General features: G+C 32.7%; 21 protein-coding genes. 17 read left to right on the top strand and 4 right to left on the bottom strand.

All coding sequences use genetic code 11. The annotated features are described in order from the left end of the window. The first annotated feature begins 407 nt into the window (after positions 1–407). The 6 genes from KA856_RS00140 to ychF all read left to right on the top strand — a co-directional run bounded on the left by KA856_RS00140 (position 408) and on the right by ychF (position 7,720). Complete coding sequence (locus tag KA856_RS00140; RefSeq protein WP_107385871.1) at positions 408–1,937, top strand: NADH dehydrogenase subunit 5; 1,530 nt, start codon at positions 408–410, stop codon at positions 1,935–1,937. Next, a complete protein-coding gene (locus KA856_RS00135) occupies positions 1,938–4,550 on the top strand; it encodes a DUF2309 domain-containing protein (RefSeq protein WP_210138355.1) in 2,613 nt (870 codons plus the stop codon). 181 nt (positions 4,551–4,731) lie between these two features. Beyond that, entirely contained in the window at positions 4,732–5,100 is a 369-nt protein-coding gene (locus KA856_RS00130) for a Na-translocating system protein MpsC family protein (RefSeq protein WP_107384209.1), read from the top strand. A gap of 401 nt (positions 5,101–5,501) precedes the next feature. After that, on the top strand, positions 5,502–6,386 hold the full coding sequence (locus KA856_RS00125) for a mechanosensitive ion channel family protein (RefSeq protein WP_107385873.1): 885 nt from the start codon (positions 5,502–5,504) through the stop codon (positions 6,384–6,386). Positions 6,387–6,406: 20 nt separating this feature from the next. After that, positions 6,407–6,622, top strand: coding sequence for a DUF951 domain-containing protein (locus tag KA856_RS00120; RefSeq protein WP_046836920.1), 216 nt, complete (start codon positions 6,407–6,409; stop codon positions 6,620–6,622). Beyond that, a complete protein-coding gene (gene ychF / locus KA856_RS00115; protein WP_107385197.1) occupies positions 6,623–7,720 on the top strand; it encodes a redox-regulated ATPase YchF in 1,098 nt (365 codons plus the stop codon). A gap of 292 nt (positions 7,721–8,012) precedes the next feature. Here ychF and KA856_RS00110 read toward each other — a convergent pair whose 3' ends face one another. Beyond that, positions 8,013–8,810: a GH25 family lysozyme gene (locus KA856_RS00110; protein WP_107385198.1), complete on the bottom strand. Its 798-nt coding sequence runs from the start codon at positions 8,808–8,810 to the stop codon at positions 8,013–8,015. A 390-nt stretch (positions 8,811–9,200) separates the two neighbouring features. On the opposite strand from KA856_RS00110, the gene rpsF reads away from it, so the two are divergent. Genes rpsF through rpsR form a run of 3 tightly spaced genes read left to right on the top strand, consistent with a single transcriptional unit; the run spans position 9,201 to position 10,329 of the window. Further along, positions 9,201–9,506 carry a 30S ribosomal protein S6 gene (rpsF, locus tag KA856_RS00105; protein ID WP_210138354.1) on the top strand — a complete coding sequence of 102 codons (306 nt, stop codon included), beginning with the start codon at positions 9,201–9,203 and terminating at the stop codon, positions 9,504–9,506. An 18-nt stretch (positions 9,507–9,524) separates the two neighbouring features. Beyond that, positions 9,525–10,037, top strand: a complete 513-nt coding sequence (ssb, locus tag KA856_RS00100) for a single-stranded DNA-binding protein (protein ID WP_107385199.1) — start codon at positions 9,525–9,527, stop codon at positions 10,035–10,037. Positions 10,038–10,086: 49 nt separating this feature from the next. Further along, complete coding sequence (gene rpsR / locus KA856_RS00095; protein ID WP_002484306.1) at positions 10,087–10,329, top strand: 30S ribosomal protein S18; 243 nt, start codon at positions 10,087–10,089, stop codon at positions 10,327–10,329. A 152-nt stretch (positions 10,330–10,481) separates the two neighbouring features. Here the strand turns inward: rpsR and KA856_RS00090 are convergent, their stop codons facing one another. The 3 genes from KA856_RS00090 to KA856_RS00080 all read right to left on the bottom strand — a co-directional run bounded on the left by KA856_RS00090 (position 10,482) and on the right by KA856_RS00080 (position 13,409). Beyond that, the gene (locus KA856_RS00090; protein WP_241957532.1) at positions 10,482–11,168 is read right to left on the bottom strand and encodes a DUF3800 domain-containing protein; all 687 of its coding nucleotides are present in this window, start codon (positions 11,166–11,168) and stop codon (positions 10,482–10,484) included. Between the two features lie 170 nt (positions 11,169–11,338). Continuing rightward, complete coding sequence (locus tag KA856_RS00085; RefSeq protein WP_107525541.1) at positions 11,339–12,565, bottom strand: tyrosine-type recombinase/integrase; 1,227 nt, start codon at positions 12,563–12,565, stop codon at positions 11,339–11,341. A gap of 10 nt (positions 12,566–12,575) precedes the next feature. Further along, positions 12,576–13,409, bottom strand: coding sequence for a helix-turn-helix domain-containing protein (locus KA856_RS00080; protein ID WP_210138353.1), 834 nt, complete (start codon positions 13,407–13,409; stop codon positions 12,576–12,578). Positions 13,410–13,552: 143 nt separating this feature from the next. On the opposite strand from KA856_RS00080, the gene KA856_RS00075 reads away from it, so the two are divergent. The 8 genes from KA856_RS00075 to KA856_RS00040 all read left to right on the top strand — a co-directional run bounded on the left by KA856_RS00075 (position 13,553) and on the right by KA856_RS00040 (position 19,091). After that, entirely contained in the window at positions 13,553–13,771 is a 219-nt protein-coding gene (locus KA856_RS00075) for a helix-turn-helix domain-containing protein (protein ID WP_210138352.1), read from the top strand. After that, positions 13,768–14,034, top strand: a complete 267-nt coding sequence (locus tag KA856_RS00070) for a helix-turn-helix domain-containing protein (protein ID WP_210138351.1) — start codon at positions 13,768–13,770, stop codon at positions 14,032–14,034. The genes KA856_RS00075 and KA856_RS00070 overlap by 4 nt, the downstream gene beginning before the upstream one ends. Positions 14,035–14,046: 12 nt before the next feature. Further along, positions 14,047–14,679 (top strand): BRO-N domain-containing protein, encoded by a 633-nt coding sequence (locus KA856_RS00065; RefSeq protein WP_210138350.1) that lies wholly within the window; start codon positions 14,047–14,049, stop codon positions 14,677–14,679. Between the two features lie 27 nt (positions 14,680–14,706). Continuing rightward, on the top strand, positions 14,707–14,895 hold the full coding sequence (locus KA856_RS00060) for a helix-turn-helix domain-containing protein (protein ID WP_210138508.1): 189 nt from the start codon (positions 14,707–14,709) through the stop codon (positions 14,893–14,895). Between the two features lie 31 nt (positions 14,896–14,926). After that, positions 14,927–15,109, top strand: a complete 183-nt coding sequence (locus tag KA856_RS00055) for a hypothetical protein (protein WP_210138349.1) — start codon at positions 14,927–14,929, stop codon at positions 15,107–15,109. A gap of 1 nt (position 15,110) precedes the next feature. Continuing rightward, positions 15,111–15,344: a hypothetical protein gene (locus KA856_RS00050; RefSeq protein ID WP_119517804.1), complete on the top strand. Its 234-nt coding sequence runs from the start codon at positions 15,111–15,113 to the stop codon at positions 15,342–15,344. A 399-nt stretch (positions 15,345–15,743) separates the two neighbouring features. Continuing rightward, positions 15,744–18,086, top strand: coding sequence for a phage/plasmid primase, P4 family (locus tag KA856_RS00045; RefSeq protein WP_210138348.1), 2,343 nt, complete (start codon positions 15,744–15,746; stop codon positions 18,084–18,086). 546 nt (positions 18,087–18,632) lie between these two features. After that, a complete protein-coding gene (locus KA856_RS00040) occupies positions 18,633–19,091 on the top strand; it encodes a hypothetical protein (RefSeq protein WP_245344308.1) in 459 nt (152 codons plus the stop codon). Positions 19,092–19,241: the final 150 nt, after the last annotated feature.

Raw genomic sequence — 19,241 nt, 5'->3', positions numbered from 1 at the left:
TTAACTACTGTCTATCTTGACAAACACGAATAATCGTTATATCTTATTAATATTAAAAGTTTAAAATTTAGGCATACTTTTCTATGTTTTTCTATATAATTAAAGCTTTAGCAAGTTGTTAATCAGTGTGTATTGGCAAATTGAAAAAGTGAATAAATAGTAGTGGAAATAAGAAATTGTACGTCTTAACGTAAAAAAATATAAAATTAGCATATTTTAAAATAAATGAATATATAATAGGTAGCAAAGCAAAACACTCATCATATGTGCGTTGTAATGAAGCCGACAATGATAATAAGTCAGTATCGATTTATTATTAATTGTCGGCTTTTTTCGTGGAAAATATAATTTTAAATTAAGTGTTTTATTACTATTATAAATTTAAATGTCGTAGTACAGAAGGTAAGGTGATAATCGTGATTGACGCGCATATTTTTATAACATTATTATTTCTAACTCTAATTATTTCAATTTTAAGTAGTCTCTTTTTCTTAATAAAAAAAATATCGCCTAAATATGCACGAATACATATTTATTTTGTAGCATTACCGGCAATTGTGGCTAACTTAGGTCTTATATTGTCACAGAAAAATATAGAGATAGGTATATGGCGGTCTGACGTATTATCTTGGCTCATGGTTGGTTTTGTCCTCGTTATTGGTGTGATCATCCAACGTTACTGTATTCGTTATTTAGCTGGTGATAAAAGCTATAAAAAATACTTCACTTTATTTACTTTTACGACTACCTTCGCATCATTTGCTTGGTTAACTGCGGATATGAGAATTATGGTGATCAGTTGGGGATGTACATTATTAGGACTTACGATTTTGATTAGTTTAACAAGCGCCTGGAAAGTTACACGTGAAGCAGCGAAGGTAACAGGTAGGTTATTCATGTTAAGTTGGGTTGCGTTATTAAGTGCTGTTTTGTGGATTGGATTATCTACCGGTGAATGGCATTATTCTGTAGCTTTAAATGAAGCACATCTATCCATGCTTAACGGTTTGGCACAATTTGGTATTAATTTACTCATTGTACTAGCTGTTATGATTCCAGCGGCACAATGGCCCTTTCAACGTTGGTTAATCGAATCTGTAGCAGCACCTACACCAGTTTCTGCGATTATGCATGCTGGTATCGTTAATGCTGGTGGTATTATGTTAACCAGGTTTTCAGGCATTTTTAGTGGCGACATTGCATCTGTAATTTTATTAATTTTTGCAAGTGTCTCAGTATTACTAGGTGCAGGCATTAGTTTAGTCCATGTGGATTATAAAAGATTATTGGTGGGTTCTACGATAGGCCAAATGGGCTTTATGTTAATTCAGTGTGCATTAGGTGCATATATTCCTGCAATCATTCACTTGATTTTACATGGTTTATTCAAAGCGACTTTATTTTTACGCTCTGGATCAGCAGTGCGTCATTTTAGTGTACCGAGTCGTGCAAATGAAAGAATGTCATATGTATGGATAGTCAGTGGCCGTATTTTAGCGTTCCTGATTGGGTTAGGCTTTTGGTTGAGTGCACCAGAAGAAAGTTATCGTCTAGTGAGCGGTCTTATCTTAGCGTGGTCCTTATCTGTCTCATGGACACAGTTAGTAGCTTTTGGTGAAGGCAATTTTGGCCGTGTTATAGGTATGACGATACTCATTGTTGTAGGTGCAGTTTATTTTGTGGTGCATCATTATTTTTCAGATGCTTTACATACTCTGACAATTCACAGCGTACAACCACCTACTTTTATCGTTATTGCCGTAGCAATCATTTTATTGTTGGGTAGTTTGATTAGTACCTGGGTAGCACGTCACCGGTCTTCTGTCGTATTTTCAATTCTGTATATGTGGATTGTTCGTTTAGGAGATGCAAAGGTTGAAACGGTTGAACGTCATCCTAATTATTTAAAATCTTATTTGTCAAAAGGAGGGCACTAAATGGGAAAGCATAAAGAAATGACAAACCAAAATCAGCACAAAGATGATATCGATCAAATAATTTCTAAAGCGAGTAGGGTTATCGTTCCTTTATCGCCTATTTCTGTGTTTGCCGCAAGAAACCCTTGGTCAAATTTGGAGCAATATGAATTTAAAGATGTGGCACAATGGTTAGCAAATGTCCGTGACGTAGATATCTATCCTACAATGTATATGTTTGAACAAGCATATCAGCGTGACGAAATTGATAAAGATATGATTGAATTTAAATTACAAAAATGGTTAAATCAATCGGTGATCTCGATAGATAGACAGTTTGCTGAAAGTTATGCTAGAGCGATGTTAGATTTGTCTAATATAGTAGTTATAACGCGTCATTCTGAAAATAAAAGACAAGTCAATCAACATAATGAAAAAATAAATTTAGACGATGAAACTAATACTGTGCCATTAGTAAGTACATATATTACGGATAAAAATGATAGACGGTTGATAGATGTTGTAGATTACCACGTTATTAAATGGTGCAAATTATATTTAGATGATGCGCAATCTGGATGGACGATGCCTAATAGAGAAAAGGGCTTATTCTTTGCATGGCAACGTTTGGTACAACATGATCCAGCATTGACCAAGCAACAACGTTCACGCTTGAAAACATTGCCAAATCAAGCTGAATCGCTCATTCATATGGTTTTACAAAAGCTGGGTATTGCTGAGGCACAGTATCAAACATATTTGGAAAATCATTTGCTATCATTACCTGGATGGGCTGGTATGATGCTATGGCAAGATGAACAAGCGTCTAATGCTGACCAAATGTTATTGTCTTATTTAGCTATTCGTCTGGGTATAGAATGGGCCATTGTTGAACCATATTTACCTGTGAATTCAGCAGAGAATCCAATAGCATATGAACGCGATGAATTTGCAGAGCATTGGATGTCTATTGGTATGTTTACGACAGAACAATGGCAACAACTATCTAAATTTGAAAAAAACGCTTATATAAATTTTGCATTACAATTTGAAAAACAAGGTCGTAGACAAATTTTATTAACGGCTTGGGAAGCAACATACGAGCATCAATTGGAAGGTACTGTAACCACACACACACATAAAGATAATGAGCAAGAAAGACAAAAGCCACAAGTACAAATGGCATTTTGTATAGACGTACGCTCGGAACCTTTTCGACGTCAAATAGAAGCGGCTGGTGCATTTGAAACAATCGGTATTGCAGGATTTTTTGGTTTACCAATTGTCAAAGAAGCGTTGGGTCAATCACATAGTCATCCGTCTTTACCTGTGATGAACCTCCCGCAACATAAAATTAAAGAATACACACATGAGCAAGAACCTACAACTTTTCGTCAGCATCAACATATACTAAAATCGATTACGTATACATTTAAAAAAATGAAACAAAATGCTTTGCCGAGTCTACTATTGCCAGAATTAAGTGGCCCTTGGTTAACGCTTCAAATGTTTTCACGAAGTTTCGCACCGAGACCAATAGGACAATTGATACGAAAGTTTTATGATAGTTGGTTACAAAAACCAAATGACACAGCGTTATCCTTAGATCATCGTAATATTCATGAAGAGGGTATACCAGTGGGTTTTACAAATGAAGAAAAAGTAGATTATGCGCAACAATCATTGCGCTTAATGGGATTAACTTTAGATTTTGCACCATTAATCGTATTGTGTGGGCATGGCAGTCAAAGTGCGAACAATCCATATGCTTCTTCACTTGACTGTGGTGCGTGTGGTGGCGCAGCGAGCGGATTTAACGCGAAGGTATTAGCACAGCTTTGTAACTTAGCTGAAGTTAGAACAGCGTTAAATGAGAGAGGTATTGTCATTCCAGAAGACACTGTCTTTGCGGCAGCAGAGCACCAAACATCTACCGATGAATTAAATTGGATATACTTACCAACTATGTCAAAATCTGCGCAAAATGCTTTGAATCAAATTCAAACTGCAATGTCTGATATTACTTATCGAGCAAATGCACAACGATTGAAAGCATTACCAGATAATCACATCTTAAAACAAGACCCAATTAAAGAAGTACATCGTTTATCAAACGATTGGAGTGAGATTAGACCAGAATGGGGCTTAGCGAGAAACGCTTCGTTTATTATAGGGCCACGTGATTTAACAAAAAACAGCGACTTAAAAGGGCGAGCATTTTTACACAATTATGATTGGGAACAAGATAGTGATGGCAGCCTCTTAGCGAATATCATTAGTGGCCCAGCTACCGTGGCTCAATGGATTAATTTACAGTATTATGCCTCAACTGTCGCACCGCATTATTATGGTAGCGGTAGTAAAATAACACAGACAATTACGGCAGGTATAGGTGTTATGCAAGGTAATGCGAGTGATTTGTTGACGGGTCTACCTTGGCAATCTGTAATGTCGGCAGACAATAAAATGTATCATTCTCCTATTAGACTACTCATTGTCGTGCACGCGCCAAATGATTATATTAAACAGCTATTAAATGAACATCATGATTTTTATCAAAAGGTACACAATGGATGGGTTAAATTGGCAAGTATTGATGAATTTGGTAATTGGCAACACTGGTCAGTTGATTAACTTAAAAAGCGCTGTTCCGATTTGTTAATGGACAGAATAAGCAAATGATTTTTATATGATTTATCAAATTATTTTCTAGGTAATTGCGCATAACTATGGAGAAAAATATATAAAAATGATAATGTTAGCATTATTAAATAATACGACAATTAATTTTGATTCTATGGGAGATGCATTCGACATGAAAACAACTAAAGGTACCTATGAGTCTGAAATCAGTAAAGCAATTACACAATGGGAAAAAGACTTTCTTGGTCGTGGCTCACTGTCTGTAAAAACTGATATTTTGCGTGATATGATTATTGTTAGTTTACAAGGTGTGTTGACACAAGCTGAATATAAAGTTTGTGAGACACATGAAGGATTATTAACAATTAAACGTACTAGATCTAAACTTGTAGAATCCGGTATAGAAGCACTTGATGATATTGTTTTTTCAGTTACTGGTGAAGCAGTCAAAGGATTTCACACGGATTTAAGTTCTAAAACAGGTGAACGTGTCATGATATTTAAACTTTACAATAATCTTGAGCAAAAAATAGCAGAATAAAGAAATTATTGATGAAAGTGATAACTAAAAACTGAGGAAATGCTTTATTTCATGGGATGTTTGTAGTAATATTACTTACTGAGTATTAGAGAATCATAATTTTAAATTATGGTTCTTTTTCTTTTGTCTTTTTTAAATTACATAATTTAAATTTAATTAAACGTAAAAATTATATAAACTATAATTAAAAATTGATAGTATAAAGTGGGTAATGATAATATGGTAATTTCTGATTATAATCATACAAGCTGTAGCATGCTTTCTATGTAAATGAAAGTAGATATATACCCAAAATGATACGTTTATTCGTTAGACAAATTTAGTCGGAAGTTGGATGTGTTTAACAGTTTAAATAATTATAATAGAATGAGAAGAGTCTTTGACTAAGGGAGGAAATATTATTGGATCAAATCAAAAGTATCATGTATTCCTTAATAGAACCTTTAACTAAACCAGAAACATATCAAACGCTAATTTCCAATCTTATTATGATTGTGATATATATCATAGTAGCGTGGATAGTATTGCGTTTTATTAATAAAGGAATAGAACAATTTTTCAAAATACAAAATAAAGGTAAAAAAGCGAATAAAAAACGTTCAGCAACATTAATATCATTAGTTCAAAATATCGTAGCGTATGTGGTATGGTTTGTAGTGTTAACAACCATTTTAAGCAAGTTTGGTATTAGTGTTGAAGGTATTATTGCAAGTGCTGGGGTTGTTGGTTTAGCTGTTGGTTTTGGTGCACAAACAGTTGTTAAAGATATTATCACTGGTTTCTTCATTATATTCGAAAATCAATTTGATGTAGGAGATTATGTTAAAATAAATAATGGTGGTACAACTGTTGCAGAAGGTACAGTTAAAGTCATCGGTTTAAGATCAACAAAAATAAATACCATTACAGGTGAATTAACGACATTACCAAATGGCAGTATGGGTGAGATTACAAATTATTCAGTGACTAATGGTGAAGCAATTGTCGAAATCCCAGTTTCAGTAGAGGAAGATATTGATCAAGTAGAAAATGTCTTAACAGACCATTTTCAATCTATACAAACAAATTATTATTTGTTTATCTCTACACCGCAAGTTATTGGTATCAATTCAATCAGTCGAGATGAAATTGTATTGAGTGTATCTGCTGAAACAATTCCGGGCGAAGGTGCTTCCGGAGCGCGTATTTTAAGAAAAGAAATATTTAAATTGTTTAAGCAAAAAGATATTAAAACACCTAAGCCGATGATGTTACAATATGATCCTAATCAACAAAATAATGCTTAAATATTCGGAGGAGTGACAGAATGACATCAAATTACGGTTTAAATGACATTGTAGAGATGAAAAAGCAACACGCCTGTGGGACGAATCGTTTTAAAATCATTCGTGTAGGGGCAGATATCCGAATAAAATGTGAAAATTGTCAAAGAAGCATTATGATTCCGCGACAAACATTTAATAAAAAACTGAAAAAAATATTAGTATCTCATCAAGATACTGAAAATAAGGAGAATGAATAAATGGCTCTAACAGCAGGTATCGTTGGGCTTCCAAACGTAGGGAAGTCAACACTTTTTAATGCAATTACTAAAGCGGGTGCGCTCGCAGCGAATTACCCATTCGCAACGATTGATCCTAACGTTGGGATTGTTGAAGTTCCAGATAGTAGATTAGATGTATTGACAGATATGGTACAACCAAAGAAAACAATTCCCACAACTTTTGAATTCACTGATATTGCAGGGATTGTTAAAGGGGCTTCAAAAGGTGAAGGATTAGGAAATAAATTCCTATCTCATATTCGTGAAGTTGATGCAATTTGCCAAGTCGTACGTGCATTCGATGATGATAATGTGACGCATGTCTCTGGTCGTGTTAATCCTATTGATGATATTGAAGTAATCAATATGGAACTTGTATTGGCGGATTTGGAATCAGTTGAAAAACGTCTACCAAAATTAGAAAAAATGGCAAGACAAAAAGATAAAGATGCGGTTAATGAAGTTCGCATTTTATCAAGAATTAAAGAAGCTTTAGAAGAAGGTAATCCAGTAAGAAGTTTAGAATTTACTGAAGAAGATCAAAAATACGTAAACCAAGCACAATTATTAACATCTAAAGAAATGTTATATATTGCTAATGTCGGAGAAGACGAAATTGGCGATGAAGATAATGAAAAAGTTCAAGCTATTCGTGAATATGCTGGTAAAGAAAGTTCAGAAGTCATTGTCATCAGTGCTAAGATTGAAGAAGAAATTGCTACATTGGATGATGATGATAGAGCAATGTTCTTAGAAGATTTAGGCATTGAAGAGCCTGGTTTAGATCGTTTAATTCGCACAACTTATGACTTATTAGGTTTGGCAACTTACTTTACAGCGGGTGTACAAGAAGTACGTGCATGGACATTCATTAAAGGCATGACAGCTCCACAATGTGCAGGGATTATTCATACTGACTTTGAACGTGGCTTCATACGTGCAGAAGTGACAAGCTATGATGATTATGTAGAGTTTAATGGTGAAAATGGTGCTAAAGAAGCTGGGAAACAAAGATTAGAAGGTAAAGAATATATCATGAAAGATGGAGACATCGTTCACTTTAGATTTAATGTATAAAATAAAAGCTTACGCGTTACTTAATATTGTAATGCGTAAGCTTTTTTCAGAAATTTGGATAGTGAGTATGCCGGGAGTCTAGAATATTCATTTGGTTCATAGAAATGTTTTCATTAAATTTAACTGGCATAAGGTTAAAATTTTAAACTATATATACTTCTTAATTCTTGATGAATGAAATACATAAAAATATACGGTGATTCGAATATAGGTTATAAATAAAAGTGACATGACGTTGGTTGTGTTAAGTTTTACCTATCAAAATAATATTACGAATGCTGCAATGAAAAACTTAAGATGTAAACCACGATGTATCTACACCAGGCCCTGTATAATTGGCGTCGACATTTTGGTTTAATTCAGGTGAGGCATAGCTATCTGTATATTGCCATAACACATGTTCTTGCGTTGGTTGTTCTTGGTTATAGTTAGCGAGCCAATAGCCATCATATTGTCCCACTGATTCTGTAGCATGTTCTTTCATAAAGTTTTCATATGAATAAAATAAGATTTTTTTGTCTCCTGCAAGGCTACGCATTTTGTCATACCATGCAGTTGTACTTTCATCAGCGGTACCCGATGTCACAGTATTTTCTTCAAAATCATTAATATAAAAACTGGCTTTAGGTGCACGATTGTACAAGGTTTGTGCTTCATATCTGGCATCATCAGGGTTTTCATACATACTATAAGAGTAAACACCAAAATCTAAGTTATATTTATCTAATAAATTTGAGTTATGCTCTAATGCCGCATCGACTTTTTCAGAACCATATTGTGCACGAATAATAATGAAATCATAATTTGCTTTTAAATCTTTGACTTGTTGCGCTGAAAGCTTACCTTGCCATTCAGAAATATCTAAGACACGTTCACCAGAAGCTGTTGTACTGGCGTTAGAACGAAAGGCACTTTCTTGAGTTTCATTATTTTTTTCTTCCGGATGCTTTTCAATATATTTTTGATAGCCATATCCCATTGTTCCTTTTTGATTTGCTGTATTTTCAGCTGCGTGTACAGTATTAAATGTTATTGTAGTGGCAAACAGGACACTCATGGACAGCAATCCTTTTTTAATAACTGAAGTCATATAAATCTCCTTTGATTAATTTTGAGTTATGTAAACACGCCCTATGATTGTAATGATACAAATCAAGAACGTACATGATATGCTATTAGAATTAAAATGATTTATCAAGTTTATCTGGAATGACTTTTAAATTTATTTATAATCATTTTAAAGTGAATATAATATGTAATTTTTTATATAAATATTTGTATTAATGTGCGAGCTGTGGATGCTGAGTTGATAAAATGTTTCATATGAAACATGATGCAAAAATGTCATTTTGAACGTCTGATAATCATTGTAAAATGTAAAGCTCTGTGCTATAATTCTTGATTGTGAGTAATGAAAATTATTCCTTGCTTACCACAATGATGGTGAGCCGCATAGACCACAAGGAGGTGCAATTATAAAATGAGAACATATGAAGTTATGTACATCGTTCGTCCGAACATTGAAGAAGATGCTAAAAAAGCTGTCGTTGAACGTTTCAACTGTATCTTAGCTTCTCACGGATCAGAGGTTTTAGAAACTAAAGATTGGGGCAAACGTCGTTTAGCTTATGAAATTAATGATTTCAGTGAAGGTTACTACAACATCGTACGTATCCAAACTGAAGACAATGAAGCGACTGACGAATTCCAACGTTTAGCTAAAATCACAGACGATATCATCCGTTATATCGTAATTCGTGAAGACGAAGATAAGACAAGAAAATAATAAATGGGGGTCGTTTAAATGATAAATAGAGTTGTTTTAGTCGGTCGTTTAACGAAAGATCCAGAATATAGAACAACACCCTCAGGCGTGAGTGTTGCGACTTTTACTCTAGCAGTAAATCGTACGTTTACAAATGCGCAAGGGGAACGCGAAGCTGATTTCATTAACTGCGTTGTTTTTAGAAAACAAGCAGAAAATGTAAATAACTACTTATTCAAAGGTAGTCTAGCTGGCGTTGACGGTCGCATTCAATCACGTAGCTATGAAAACCAAGAAGGTCGTCGTATATTTGTAACTGAAGTTGTCTGCGATAGCGTTCAATTCCTTGAACCTAAAAACCAAAATCAGCGTCATGCTCAAGAAGGAAATAATAATTTCCAGAATTTTGGTGGACAACAATCCGGACAAAATACGTCATCTTATCAAAACAATAACAATAATAATAATTCATCAAACAATAATCAATCAGATAACCCATTTGCAAATGCAAACGGCCCTATTGATATTAGTGATGATGATTTACCATTCTAATTATAATGAACGCATAAAATTAAAAAACTATTAAAAGGAGGCAGTTACCATGGCAGGTGGACCAAGAAGAGGCGGACGTCGTCGTAAAAAAGTTTGTTATTTCACAGCAAACGGAATTACACACATCGACTATAAAGATACAGAATTATTAAAACGTTTTATCTCAGAACGCGGTAAAATTTTACCACGTCGTGTAACAGGTACTTCAGCTAAATATCAACGTATGTTGACATTAGCTATTAAACGTTCTCGTCATATGGCATTATTACCATATGTTAAAGAAGAACAATAATAGATATTGTATCTGAAAACCCCGTAGGCTAAGGCTTACGGGGTATTTTTTGTGTGTTTGAAGTTTAAATTTCGCAAAAATTTCGCAGAGTGTGAGATTTTATGGAATTTAGGCATAAAAAAACCACTCTAAAAGTGGCTTTAAACTTAATGTCAAGGTAAGCTTGTAATCAATACTTTTTCTTTTAATTGATTAATTCTATTAATTTTTGAAAAGAAGTAAATTCTGTTAGCAACTATATCTGCAGCTCGAATTAAAGGTTTTTTGTTAGAATCACAAAAACACAAATCTACACTATCAATATTTTTAAATAATGGTGGGAAAAATTTGTTGAAATTAAAGTTGAAAGCACCACATTTAAGCTCTTGTTCTAAACCTTCTCGCAACTCATATAGGCCATTTGTCGCAGTTGTATGCTCATCACAAAATACATTTAAATTTTTAACTTCTTCAGGAATTATGTCTCCTTTATAAATTAGTTTTTCTAAGGCTCTTTTTAAACCAATTTTAAAAGCATAATCTAAATATCTTTGTTTATTCTTTTTGTGAGAAAAGATATCATTGTTAATATTATCAATATTAATAACAACACCAAATTTTATGCACTTATTTAATGATCTGAAAATTTTCCCTTTATCTTTGTTTGATAAAGTAGTAGCTTTTAATTCTAAATTTTTATATGCATTGTTCTCTCTAATAGTTTTTTCTACATTTATGTATTTTCGGTTCTCTACTTCTTTTGTGTTTTTGTCTAAAAAAATGAGTCCACCAAACACAAAATATTTCTCATTATTTTGATCAAACACGCCTGATTCATCACTATAAACGGTTATATTCATCATTATTACCTCACATATAAAAGAAGAGGACGGATACCCGTCCTCAATCTCCTTACCACCGACGACCACACAGGCCGCTTAAACGTTAATTCGGTTAGGCAAGTGTACAGCATAAGTTTTTTTATCTGCATCAATAATATATCACTAATTTATATAAGTATCAATATTTATTATTTAAACAAGATGTTCTCATTCTCTAACCTATTCATCATATCTTTAGCCATCTGATCTGTAACGTGGGTGTATATCTCTAATGTGGTCTTGTAGTCACTGTGACCAACTCTATCTTGTATAGCTTTTAGGTTTATTCCTAACTGTGCAAGTGTAGATATATGCGTGTGACGTAATGTGTGCGTTGTAACACGTTTTTTTATTGAACTAATCTCAGTAGCCTCTTTAATAATGCTATTCACTTTGTTTAAGTCTATAGGGCTGCCGGCTGTGTTAGTGAATACATATCCTCTATCAATAAAATCTTCATTCCACTGGTTTTCTTTCTTATTCTCTAAAATAAGTGATTTAAGTAAGTTGATACTTTGGGTAGTAAGCCCAATCGTTCTATAACTTTTATTTGTTTTAGTAGTTTCTTTAACTCCAAATGCTCCCGTTTCTTTATCAGTTACCCAATTAATTGTACCGTCAATTTCTAGTGTTTTATGCTCAAAATTTATATTGTCTTTCTTGATAGCAAGTAGTTCGCCGATACGCATGCCATTGGCAATTTGAAACTGTACTATGGCTTTAACCATATTGTAGTTACGTTTACGTGTAGCATGGCTTTTTTGCTTTATCAAATAGTCGAAGCACTCTAGTAACTCCTTTATTTCGTTATCCTCTAAATAGTTGTGACGTTTAGCTTGAAGTTCACTTCTAGTTTTAGCTTTCTTAGGTATATCTATTTTATCTAATATACTAATATCATGCAGATCATAATATTTAAACGCATATTTGAATACGGAACGTATCACAATGACTAATGATTGTACGTGACCGATACTGTGCAATTTAGCCCACTCATTAATGATGTCTTGTAAGTATGTATGTGTAATTTTGCTAATAAGTATATTTTTATCAATTGCATTTTTAACAGTGTTTACATTGCTTGTCTTTTCTTTAATCGTTGTAGGTTTTGATCCCGAATGTCTCTTATAATGTTCTAGCCATTCGTCACATGCAGTGTGGAATGTTAAATTTTCAAGTTGTTTTGTGCTATTGTTCTTCAGACGTTGATCTATAATCCTGTTTAATTCAAGCTGTGCATCTTTCTGTGAGCGTGTATTGTGCTTATTTCTGACTACTGATACTGTCTTATATTTATTAGTTAAAGGGTCTGTATAGCGTTCTAAATAGCGATAAGCAGTATTTCCCTCTTTTGTTTTAAATTCACGTACCCACATAAGTTACACCTCAATTTTGTTCGGATAAATATTGTTTTAGTTCTTTTAGCGTAGTCATTCTTACTAGACGTTGTAATTTTAACGCATCTTGATTTTTTACGGCTTTTTCAACTTCTTCATGATATTCTTTCGCTGTGAAAATTTCTCTGTCTTTATTGATAAACGCTAGCCTACTAACAAATTGAGCACTATCATTAATTTTTCCGTTCAATAAATCAAATATTAAATGATATTCATGATAGTCTACTTCAATTTTTTGACCAAATTCTTTGTTTTCTTCAGCTTCCCTATCTGCAATTATTTCCTCTTTATAATCCTTTATATAATTTCTTAATTTTAATTGTTCACTTTCGGTTAATTCTAAAGGCACTCCATGTTTTTCACTATTCTCGTTTAAGTTGAACTCATTCGGAATATGGCCACAGAATAGTTTAAAATCGTTTTGATTAACTAACCACTCAATGTTCATATATGGAAAATCTAAAAAGACGATAGAATTATCGTTTTTATTTACTCTGTATAACATTGAAGATAATTCTTTGGGGTTAAACCTATTATCAGACAAATAGTTACCTTCAATTTTTTTTGCGTATTGTTCAAATTCTTCTTCCCAACCATTTGTGGAGTGATCAACACTTTTTAACATTTTAAAATATAATTTGTTTTCGCCAGTTGGATCAAATATATAAGACAACTTAAGTAATATATTTTTGGTTGGTTTTTCAACTGAGCCATTTTCTATTCTGGATACATAGGTTCTTGATATTCCTATTTGGTCTGCAAGTTCTTTCTTGTTAAACCCTTTTGATTCTCTTAAATTTTTGAGCATTTCTTTTAATTTCATCATCACACCTCTTTTTTATAAATATTGATTAATTATATTTTAACACAAGTTTCTCTTGACGCGTTAACAAAAATTGCTTATACTTAGTTTAAGTTTTTAACGTTAATAACGTTAACTACGATAAAATAAAAAGGAGGTTGACTATGGCAGTAGAAATTCAAAAAATGAACGCCCGAATAGCTATGGTAAAAAAAGGTGTAAATGCAAAACAATTATCACAAAAAGTTCCAATAGATTATATTTATTTGACTAAAATTTTAAACGACAAATCCAAACCATCAGAACTCATGGCTATTAAAATTGCTAATGCTTTAGATGTTGATGTTTCAGAAATATTTAATGTTAAGGAGGAAATTCGATGATTAAACTGCAGAATATACCAACTAAAGAAAATACCGTAACTGAAAATGCGCATGTGATAGCAAGACCATTATTTGCTAAACCTAAGATGTTGGCTGAAATATTTGGGATCAGTTATTCATCAGTAAACCGCATTCTCAAAGAGTGGGAACGGGACCACAACGGAGTAGATAATCTTTACTACAGTTTATCAAGCACTATGACAGTAGTAAGCATTGAACGTTTTGAAGAGTTTTTGAAAAAACGTAATAAAAAGTGGATGTAAGGAGTGGTTTAAATGATAAAGCAAATCTTCAATGATAAAGAAATCCGTTTTATAGAAAAAGACGGTGAGTATTGGGCAATCGCAAGTGACATTGCAAAGGTATTAGGATTCAGAGACGCAAATACTGCCGTTAGATATTTACCAGCACACGCAAGAGGTACTCTTAAAGGGCGTACCACATCAGAAAAGAAAAAAGCTAGAAAGTTTCAAGATTATACAGTTATTAATGAAAAAGGTATCTATCGACTTGTAATGAGATCTAATAAAACTGAAGCGTTAGACTTTCAAGACTGGATTTGTGATGTACTTGTTGAATTACGACAATCCACAGGCCTAAAAGGATATGAAGCCTTTCGCATGCTAGACAAAGAAAAGCAAAAAGAAGCTATGGCTATTATTCAAAATGCTTATAAATTAGATGAATCAATTAATTATATCAAAGCTAATTCTATTGCTAATAAAGCAGTATCTACTGGATTTGGATATAGCAAGAAGATAGGCAAAGATGAAATGACACCAGAAATGTTAGAGGTTCGTCAAGTTATTCTTGATGATGTGGTTAAACTTACAGAAGCAAAACAACAATTTAATTTAGATATAAAAGTTAGTAAAAGTATTTATGAGAAATATGGGGTGACACAATGAAAAAAACTAGCATATCCTCATCTTTACATTTCACGTAAAGAACATGGACATAATCAAGCATATGTTGCTAAAAAATTAGACATTTCTAAAGAAAGATATAGCTTGAAGGAACTTAACAAAGCGAATTTCACATTACCAGAAGCGAAAATTTTATCTGAATTATATGAAATGCCTATTGAGCAGCTTTTTAGTAATTCAATAACAGTAGGATCATAACGGACATTATGAAAATTTAAGGAGAGATAACATGCGTATTTTTATAGGATTAATCACACTTAGTGCCACAGCATCATCAGTAGTAGGAATTTACACAGAGGATATCTTTAATGCTCTGGCATTATATACACCACTATCACTTATATCAATTGTGGTTAAAGATAGTTTGGAAGATAGAAGAATCAGACGTAAATATAAATTAGGAGAGAAGTAATATGACAAAAGATGAATATATCGAGCAAACAGAAAAAATGCATCATTTAATGGGCCAAAGCGATTATATGCTTGAATTACAAAAATGGTTAGTTGATTACTGTAATTCGAAACCACTTGACGAAGAAATCAGTGAAGATTTAGGAGAATTACTTTTTAATTTAAATAATAAATTAACTATTGATTTAACAGATTTAAAGATGCAAATGACAAATATTAGAAAAGGGAGTAAATAAAATGAATTACACAGAAAAAAGTACAAGAAAGCGTGGAATTTGCAGATTTGAGAAATAAGGTTCAATCAGTATTAGATTATCTCGGTATGGAATCATCAGAATTAGAAGATGAAAGAGAATATGCAATCAAGAAGAATCAGCCTATATATATCTCCAAGCTATTAATAACAACATTAAGCAAAATTATATTGTTTCTAGCACTTTGCAAGCTATCAGAACAGATATTGAGCATATGCACGATGATATTCAAGCTAATATTAAGCAAGAAAAAAACGCATTATCTACTGCCGACCAAAGCGAAGATAACACGTAAGAAATGAATGTTAAAGAAACTTTATGTATTTCAATTATAGCAAAAATTACGTTATGTATCTACAAAAACAACTAGAGGGGGATTTGATGGCTATAAAAACCAAAGATTCAATAATAGATGTGAATGAATTGGAAATACCGAATGAACTTAAACAATTGAATCAATGGGTGCTGTGGCGTGCTGAATGGAACGAAAGCCGTCAAGAATACAAAAAAGTACCTTATCAAGTAAATGGCGTAAAAGCTAGCTCAACGAATAAAGATACTTGGAGTAACTTTCAAGATGTTTATTCACTTTATGATAGTAGTAATGGTTACGATGGTATAGGTTTTATATTAAGCAAAGAAAGTAAATATATTTGTCTTGATATAGATAACGCTGTAGATGCTGAAACACATCAATTACAAACAAAATTAGGACTTGAAATGACAGAACTCACATACTGTGAATTAAGTCCAAGTGGTACAGGTTTACATTGCTTTTTCAAAGGTACATTACCAGAAAACAGGAAAAGTAAGCGTACTGATTTAGATATAGAGCTGTATCATACTAGTAGATTTATGACATTTACTGGTTACACTATCGGAGGTTCAGAAATTAGCGACGATCAAGGCGTGATTGATAATTTAGTAGAACGATTCTTTAAAGCAGAACCTAAAAAGCAAAATATAAGAATTGCTAAAACTGGTAGCAGTATTTTTACAGATGATGAAATTGTAAGAATGATGACTAAAAAAAGTAAATATAAAAAATTGCTTGCTGGTGAGTATGAAGGTATTTTTGATAGCCCTAGTGAAGCTGTGCAAAGCTTGTTAAGAGTATTGGCATTTTATACTGGTAGAGATAAGTCGCAAATGGAAAGTATCTTTTTAACATACAATAATCTTACTGATAAATGGGATGAAAAGCGTGGAAATTCAACTTGGGGTAATAATGAACTAGATACAGCAATAGCTAATCAAGAAACAATTTATGAGCCTAATTCGAGAGGAACAGGGCAATCGCTTAGATATACGATATCACTGATTCGTAAAGAAGAATTAGCATTTATGAAAGCTGAATTTGAGAAAGCGAAAGAAAATGGTGAAGCAACAGGTAGACCACCACAAACAATTGGCACAAATAGATGTGCTGTATTGCTTAACGATGTAATGAAATTTGTGATATTCGATTTAGAAGAAAATACAAAATTAGCAATGTATCAAAGTGAAAAAGGTATCTACACACAAAATACTGCAATTATTAAACGTATTATTTCTTGGTTAGAACCTAGACACAATGAGAAAAAAGCATTAGAAGTCATCTATCATTTAACTAATATGGTAGACGTGGTAGACAAAACAAATGAACCACATTTAATACCAGTCAATAATGGTGTGTTTAATAGAGAAACTATGAAATTGGAATCTTTTACACCTAACTATGTGTTTACTACTAAGATTTCAACTAATTATATTGACAATCCTAAAACACCAGTAATTAATGGTTGGACTTTTGATAACTGGTTAGATGAAGTCGCATGTGGTGATAGAGAAGTATTCACATTATTATGGCAAGTTATTAATGATTCATTAAATGGAAATTATACACGTAAAAAAGCGATATTCCTAGTTGGTGATGGTAACAATGCTAAAGGCACTTTCCAAACGTTGCTTACTAACTTAATCGGTTTTGATAATGTGGCAAGTCTTAAAGTTAATGAATTTGACCAAGAGTTTAAATTAGGAGTGCTAGAAGGTAAAACACTTGTGATTGGTGATGATGTTCCCGTAGGTGTGAATATTGAGGATAGTTCGAACTTTAACAGTGTAGTTACAGGTGATCCAGTACTTGTAAATATAAAAAATAAACAACCATATCGTACAGTTTTTAGAACTACAGTAATTCAATCTACAAATGGTATGCCGAGATTTAAAAATAAAACTGGTGGTACAAACAGACGACTTTTAATAGTACCATTTAACGCAGATTTTAACGGTACAAAAGAAAATCCAAATATTAAAGAAAAATATCTTGCTGATAAAAAGGTACTAGAATATGTACTTCATAAAGCTATAAATTTAAATTTCAATAAGTTTATTGTTCCTAGAGCATCAGCTGAATTATTAGAAGAATATATTCAAGACAATGATCCAGTATATGATTTTAAAGTCACAGAGTTTGATAAATGGAAAATTGATAAAGTACCTAAAACAGTTGTCTATTATAAGTATAAAGTTTTCTGTGAACGTAGTGGTTATAGAGCACTTTCTGAAAGGAAATTCTGTAAAAGTTTTGAACGTTATCTTGATAAATCTTGGAAGGTTGAAAGACCTAGATATTATTCAGTTAATGATTTACAAGCAAAAGTGGGTCATTTCGAACCTACACTTTTACCACACGGAGAACAAAAAATTTCCTATGTGAACACAAATTTAAAAGTAGTGTAAATGAGGTGTGTGCATGAAACTGTGCATGAAATAGCAAAAACAAACAAAAATTCGTGCACAGCTGAAATTCATTGATATAACAGCATTTATAAGACATTTAATCACAATTACAAAAGTTACTGTGCATGAAATATTTTAACTCGTGCTCACCTTCAAACCGTTGGTAATACAGGGTTTGTAGTCCTAACTGTGCATGAATTTTCAATTTTAAAGAAGTTAATATACAAATAACTATAAGAAGTAGGGCATTAATATATAAGAAGTTTTTTCAGAAATTTGATGCACTCGTGCACAGTAAAGTACATTACCCCTTGTGAGAGTAAGGTTTAGAGGTGAGCATGAACTGTGCATGTTGTGCACGAAGTGGTGTTTTTGTGCACGAACTAAGTTAAGTAACGGACAAAAAGGAGAATAAGAAAATGAGATACCTATACAACAGTGGCAATAGATATAAAACAGTAGTAACTAAAAATAATGTAAATCGTGTGATTATAGAATTAACTTATTAAACATATTTCAAAATAGGAGGACTCATAAACTGTGTTAATGCATTCAATACCAACTGATCCATTCAAATTAAATAATAAGAAACTCAATATTAACGATATTAAGAATTTAGAAATTGCTAACAAACCTATTTGTCACATCTATAAAACACAGGGCAAGTATCAGTATTTAGAAATAGACTTTATAACATGTGATTGGTGTTTGTCGCGTTTAGGACAGGCAACGCTGCAAGCAAGGTTAAATACTGAATCAATTTTCTTGTGGTTAAGAGGGTACAATTTGAAACTCAACTATAACAGTGTAGGGCATATGACAATATATTTACGCGGTGATCATTTAGCGATTAATTATTTACTAGATGAAATTAATAAACTCACTGCAGATGCTAAATATTGGCAGAAATACAGAGATGGTAAACGTATGTTAGAAATTGATAGAAATAGTCACTATGTTATGCCAACTCACCATATTAAAGGTAATACACAGAAAATAAGTTAAGGGAGTGTTTCCATGAATCACAAACGGATAGCACATCAGATTCTAGCTCGTTTACCTACCCATGTGAACAATGTATCTGTTAGGTATATTGATTCACTGGTAAGACAATATGCTAGAAATAAGAAAGACTTTAGTGCAATAAAGCGAATA

The sequence above is a fragment of the Staphylococcus sp. GDB9P120P genome (genome assembly GCF_017893435.1).
Taxonomy (GTDB): Bacteria; Bacillota; Bacilli; order Staphylococcales; family Staphylococcaceae; genus Staphylococcus; species Staphylococcus cohnii.
The sequence above is the reverse complement of the archived record's forward strand: the minus strand, read 5'-3'. Positions and strand labels throughout refer to the sequence as shown.

Excerpts from the sequence above, each read along its gene's own strand:
- KA856_RS00135 (WP_210138355.1), top strand. The coding sequence starts at position 1,938 with ATGGGAAAGCATAAAGAAATGACAAACCAAAATCAGCACAAAGATGAT.
- KA856_RS00130 (WP_107384209.1), top strand. The coding sequence starts at position 4,732 with ATGAAAACAACTAAAGGTACCTATGAGTCTGAAATCAGTAAAGCAATT.
- KA856_RS00120 (WP_046836920.1), top strand. The coding sequence starts at position 6,407 with ATGACATCAAATTACGGTTTAAATGACATTGTAGAGATGAAAAAGCAA.
- ychF (WP_107385197.1), top strand. The coding sequence starts at position 6,623 with ATGGCTCTAACAGCAGGTATCGTTGGGCTTCCAAACGTAGGGAAGTCA.
- KA856_RS00110 (WP_107385198.1), bottom strand. The coding sequence starts at position 8,810 with ATGACTTCAGTTATTAAAAAAGGATTGCTGTCCATGAGTGTCCTGTTT.
- rpsF (WP_210138354.1), top strand. The coding sequence starts at position 9,201 with ATGAGAACATATGAAGTTATGTACATCGTTCGTCCGAACATTGAAGAA.
- ssb (WP_107385199.1), top strand. The coding sequence starts at position 9,525 with ATGATAAATAGAGTTGTTTTAGTCGGTCGTTTAACGAAAGATCCAGAA.
- rpsR (WP_002484306.1), top strand. The coding sequence starts at position 10,087 with ATGGCAGGTGGACCAAGAAGAGGCGGACGTCGTCGTAAAAAAGTTTGT.
- KA856_RS00090 (WP_241957532.1), bottom strand. The coding sequence starts at position 11,168 with ATGAATATAACCGTTTATAGTGATGAATCAGGCGTGTTTGATCAAAAT.
- KA856_RS00085 (WP_107525541.1), bottom strand. The coding sequence starts at position 12,565 with ATGTGGGTACGTGAATTTAAAACAAAAGAGGGAAATACTGCTTATCGC.
- KA856_RS00080 (WP_210138353.1), bottom strand. The coding sequence starts at position 13,409 with ATGAAATTAAAAGAAATGCTCAAAAATTTAAGAGAATCAAAAGGGTTT.
- KA856_RS00075 (WP_210138352.1), top strand. The coding sequence starts at position 13,553 with ATGGCAGTAGAAATTCAAAAAATGAACGCCCGAATAGCTATGGTAAAA.
- KA856_RS00070 (WP_210138351.1), top strand. The coding sequence starts at position 13,768 with ATGATTAAACTGCAGAATATACCAACTAAAGAAAATACCGTAACTGAA.
- KA856_RS00065 (WP_210138350.1), top strand. The coding sequence starts at position 14,047 with ATGATAAAGCAAATCTTCAATGATAAAGAAATCCGTTTTATAGAAAAA.
- KA856_RS00055 (WP_210138349.1), top strand. The coding sequence starts at position 14,927 with ATGCGTATTTTTATAGGATTAATCACACTTAGTGCCACAGCATCATCA.
- KA856_RS00050 (WP_119517804.1), top strand. The coding sequence starts at position 15,111 with ATGACAAAAGATGAATATATCGAGCAAACAGAAAAAATGCATCATTTA.
- KA856_RS00045 (WP_210138348.1), top strand. The coding sequence starts at position 15,744 with ATGGCTATAAAAACCAAAGATTCAATAATAGATGTGAATGAATTGGAA.
- KA856_RS00040 (WP_245344308.1), top strand. The coding sequence starts at position 18,633 with ATGCATTCAATACCAACTGATCCATTCAAATTAAATAATAAGAAACTC.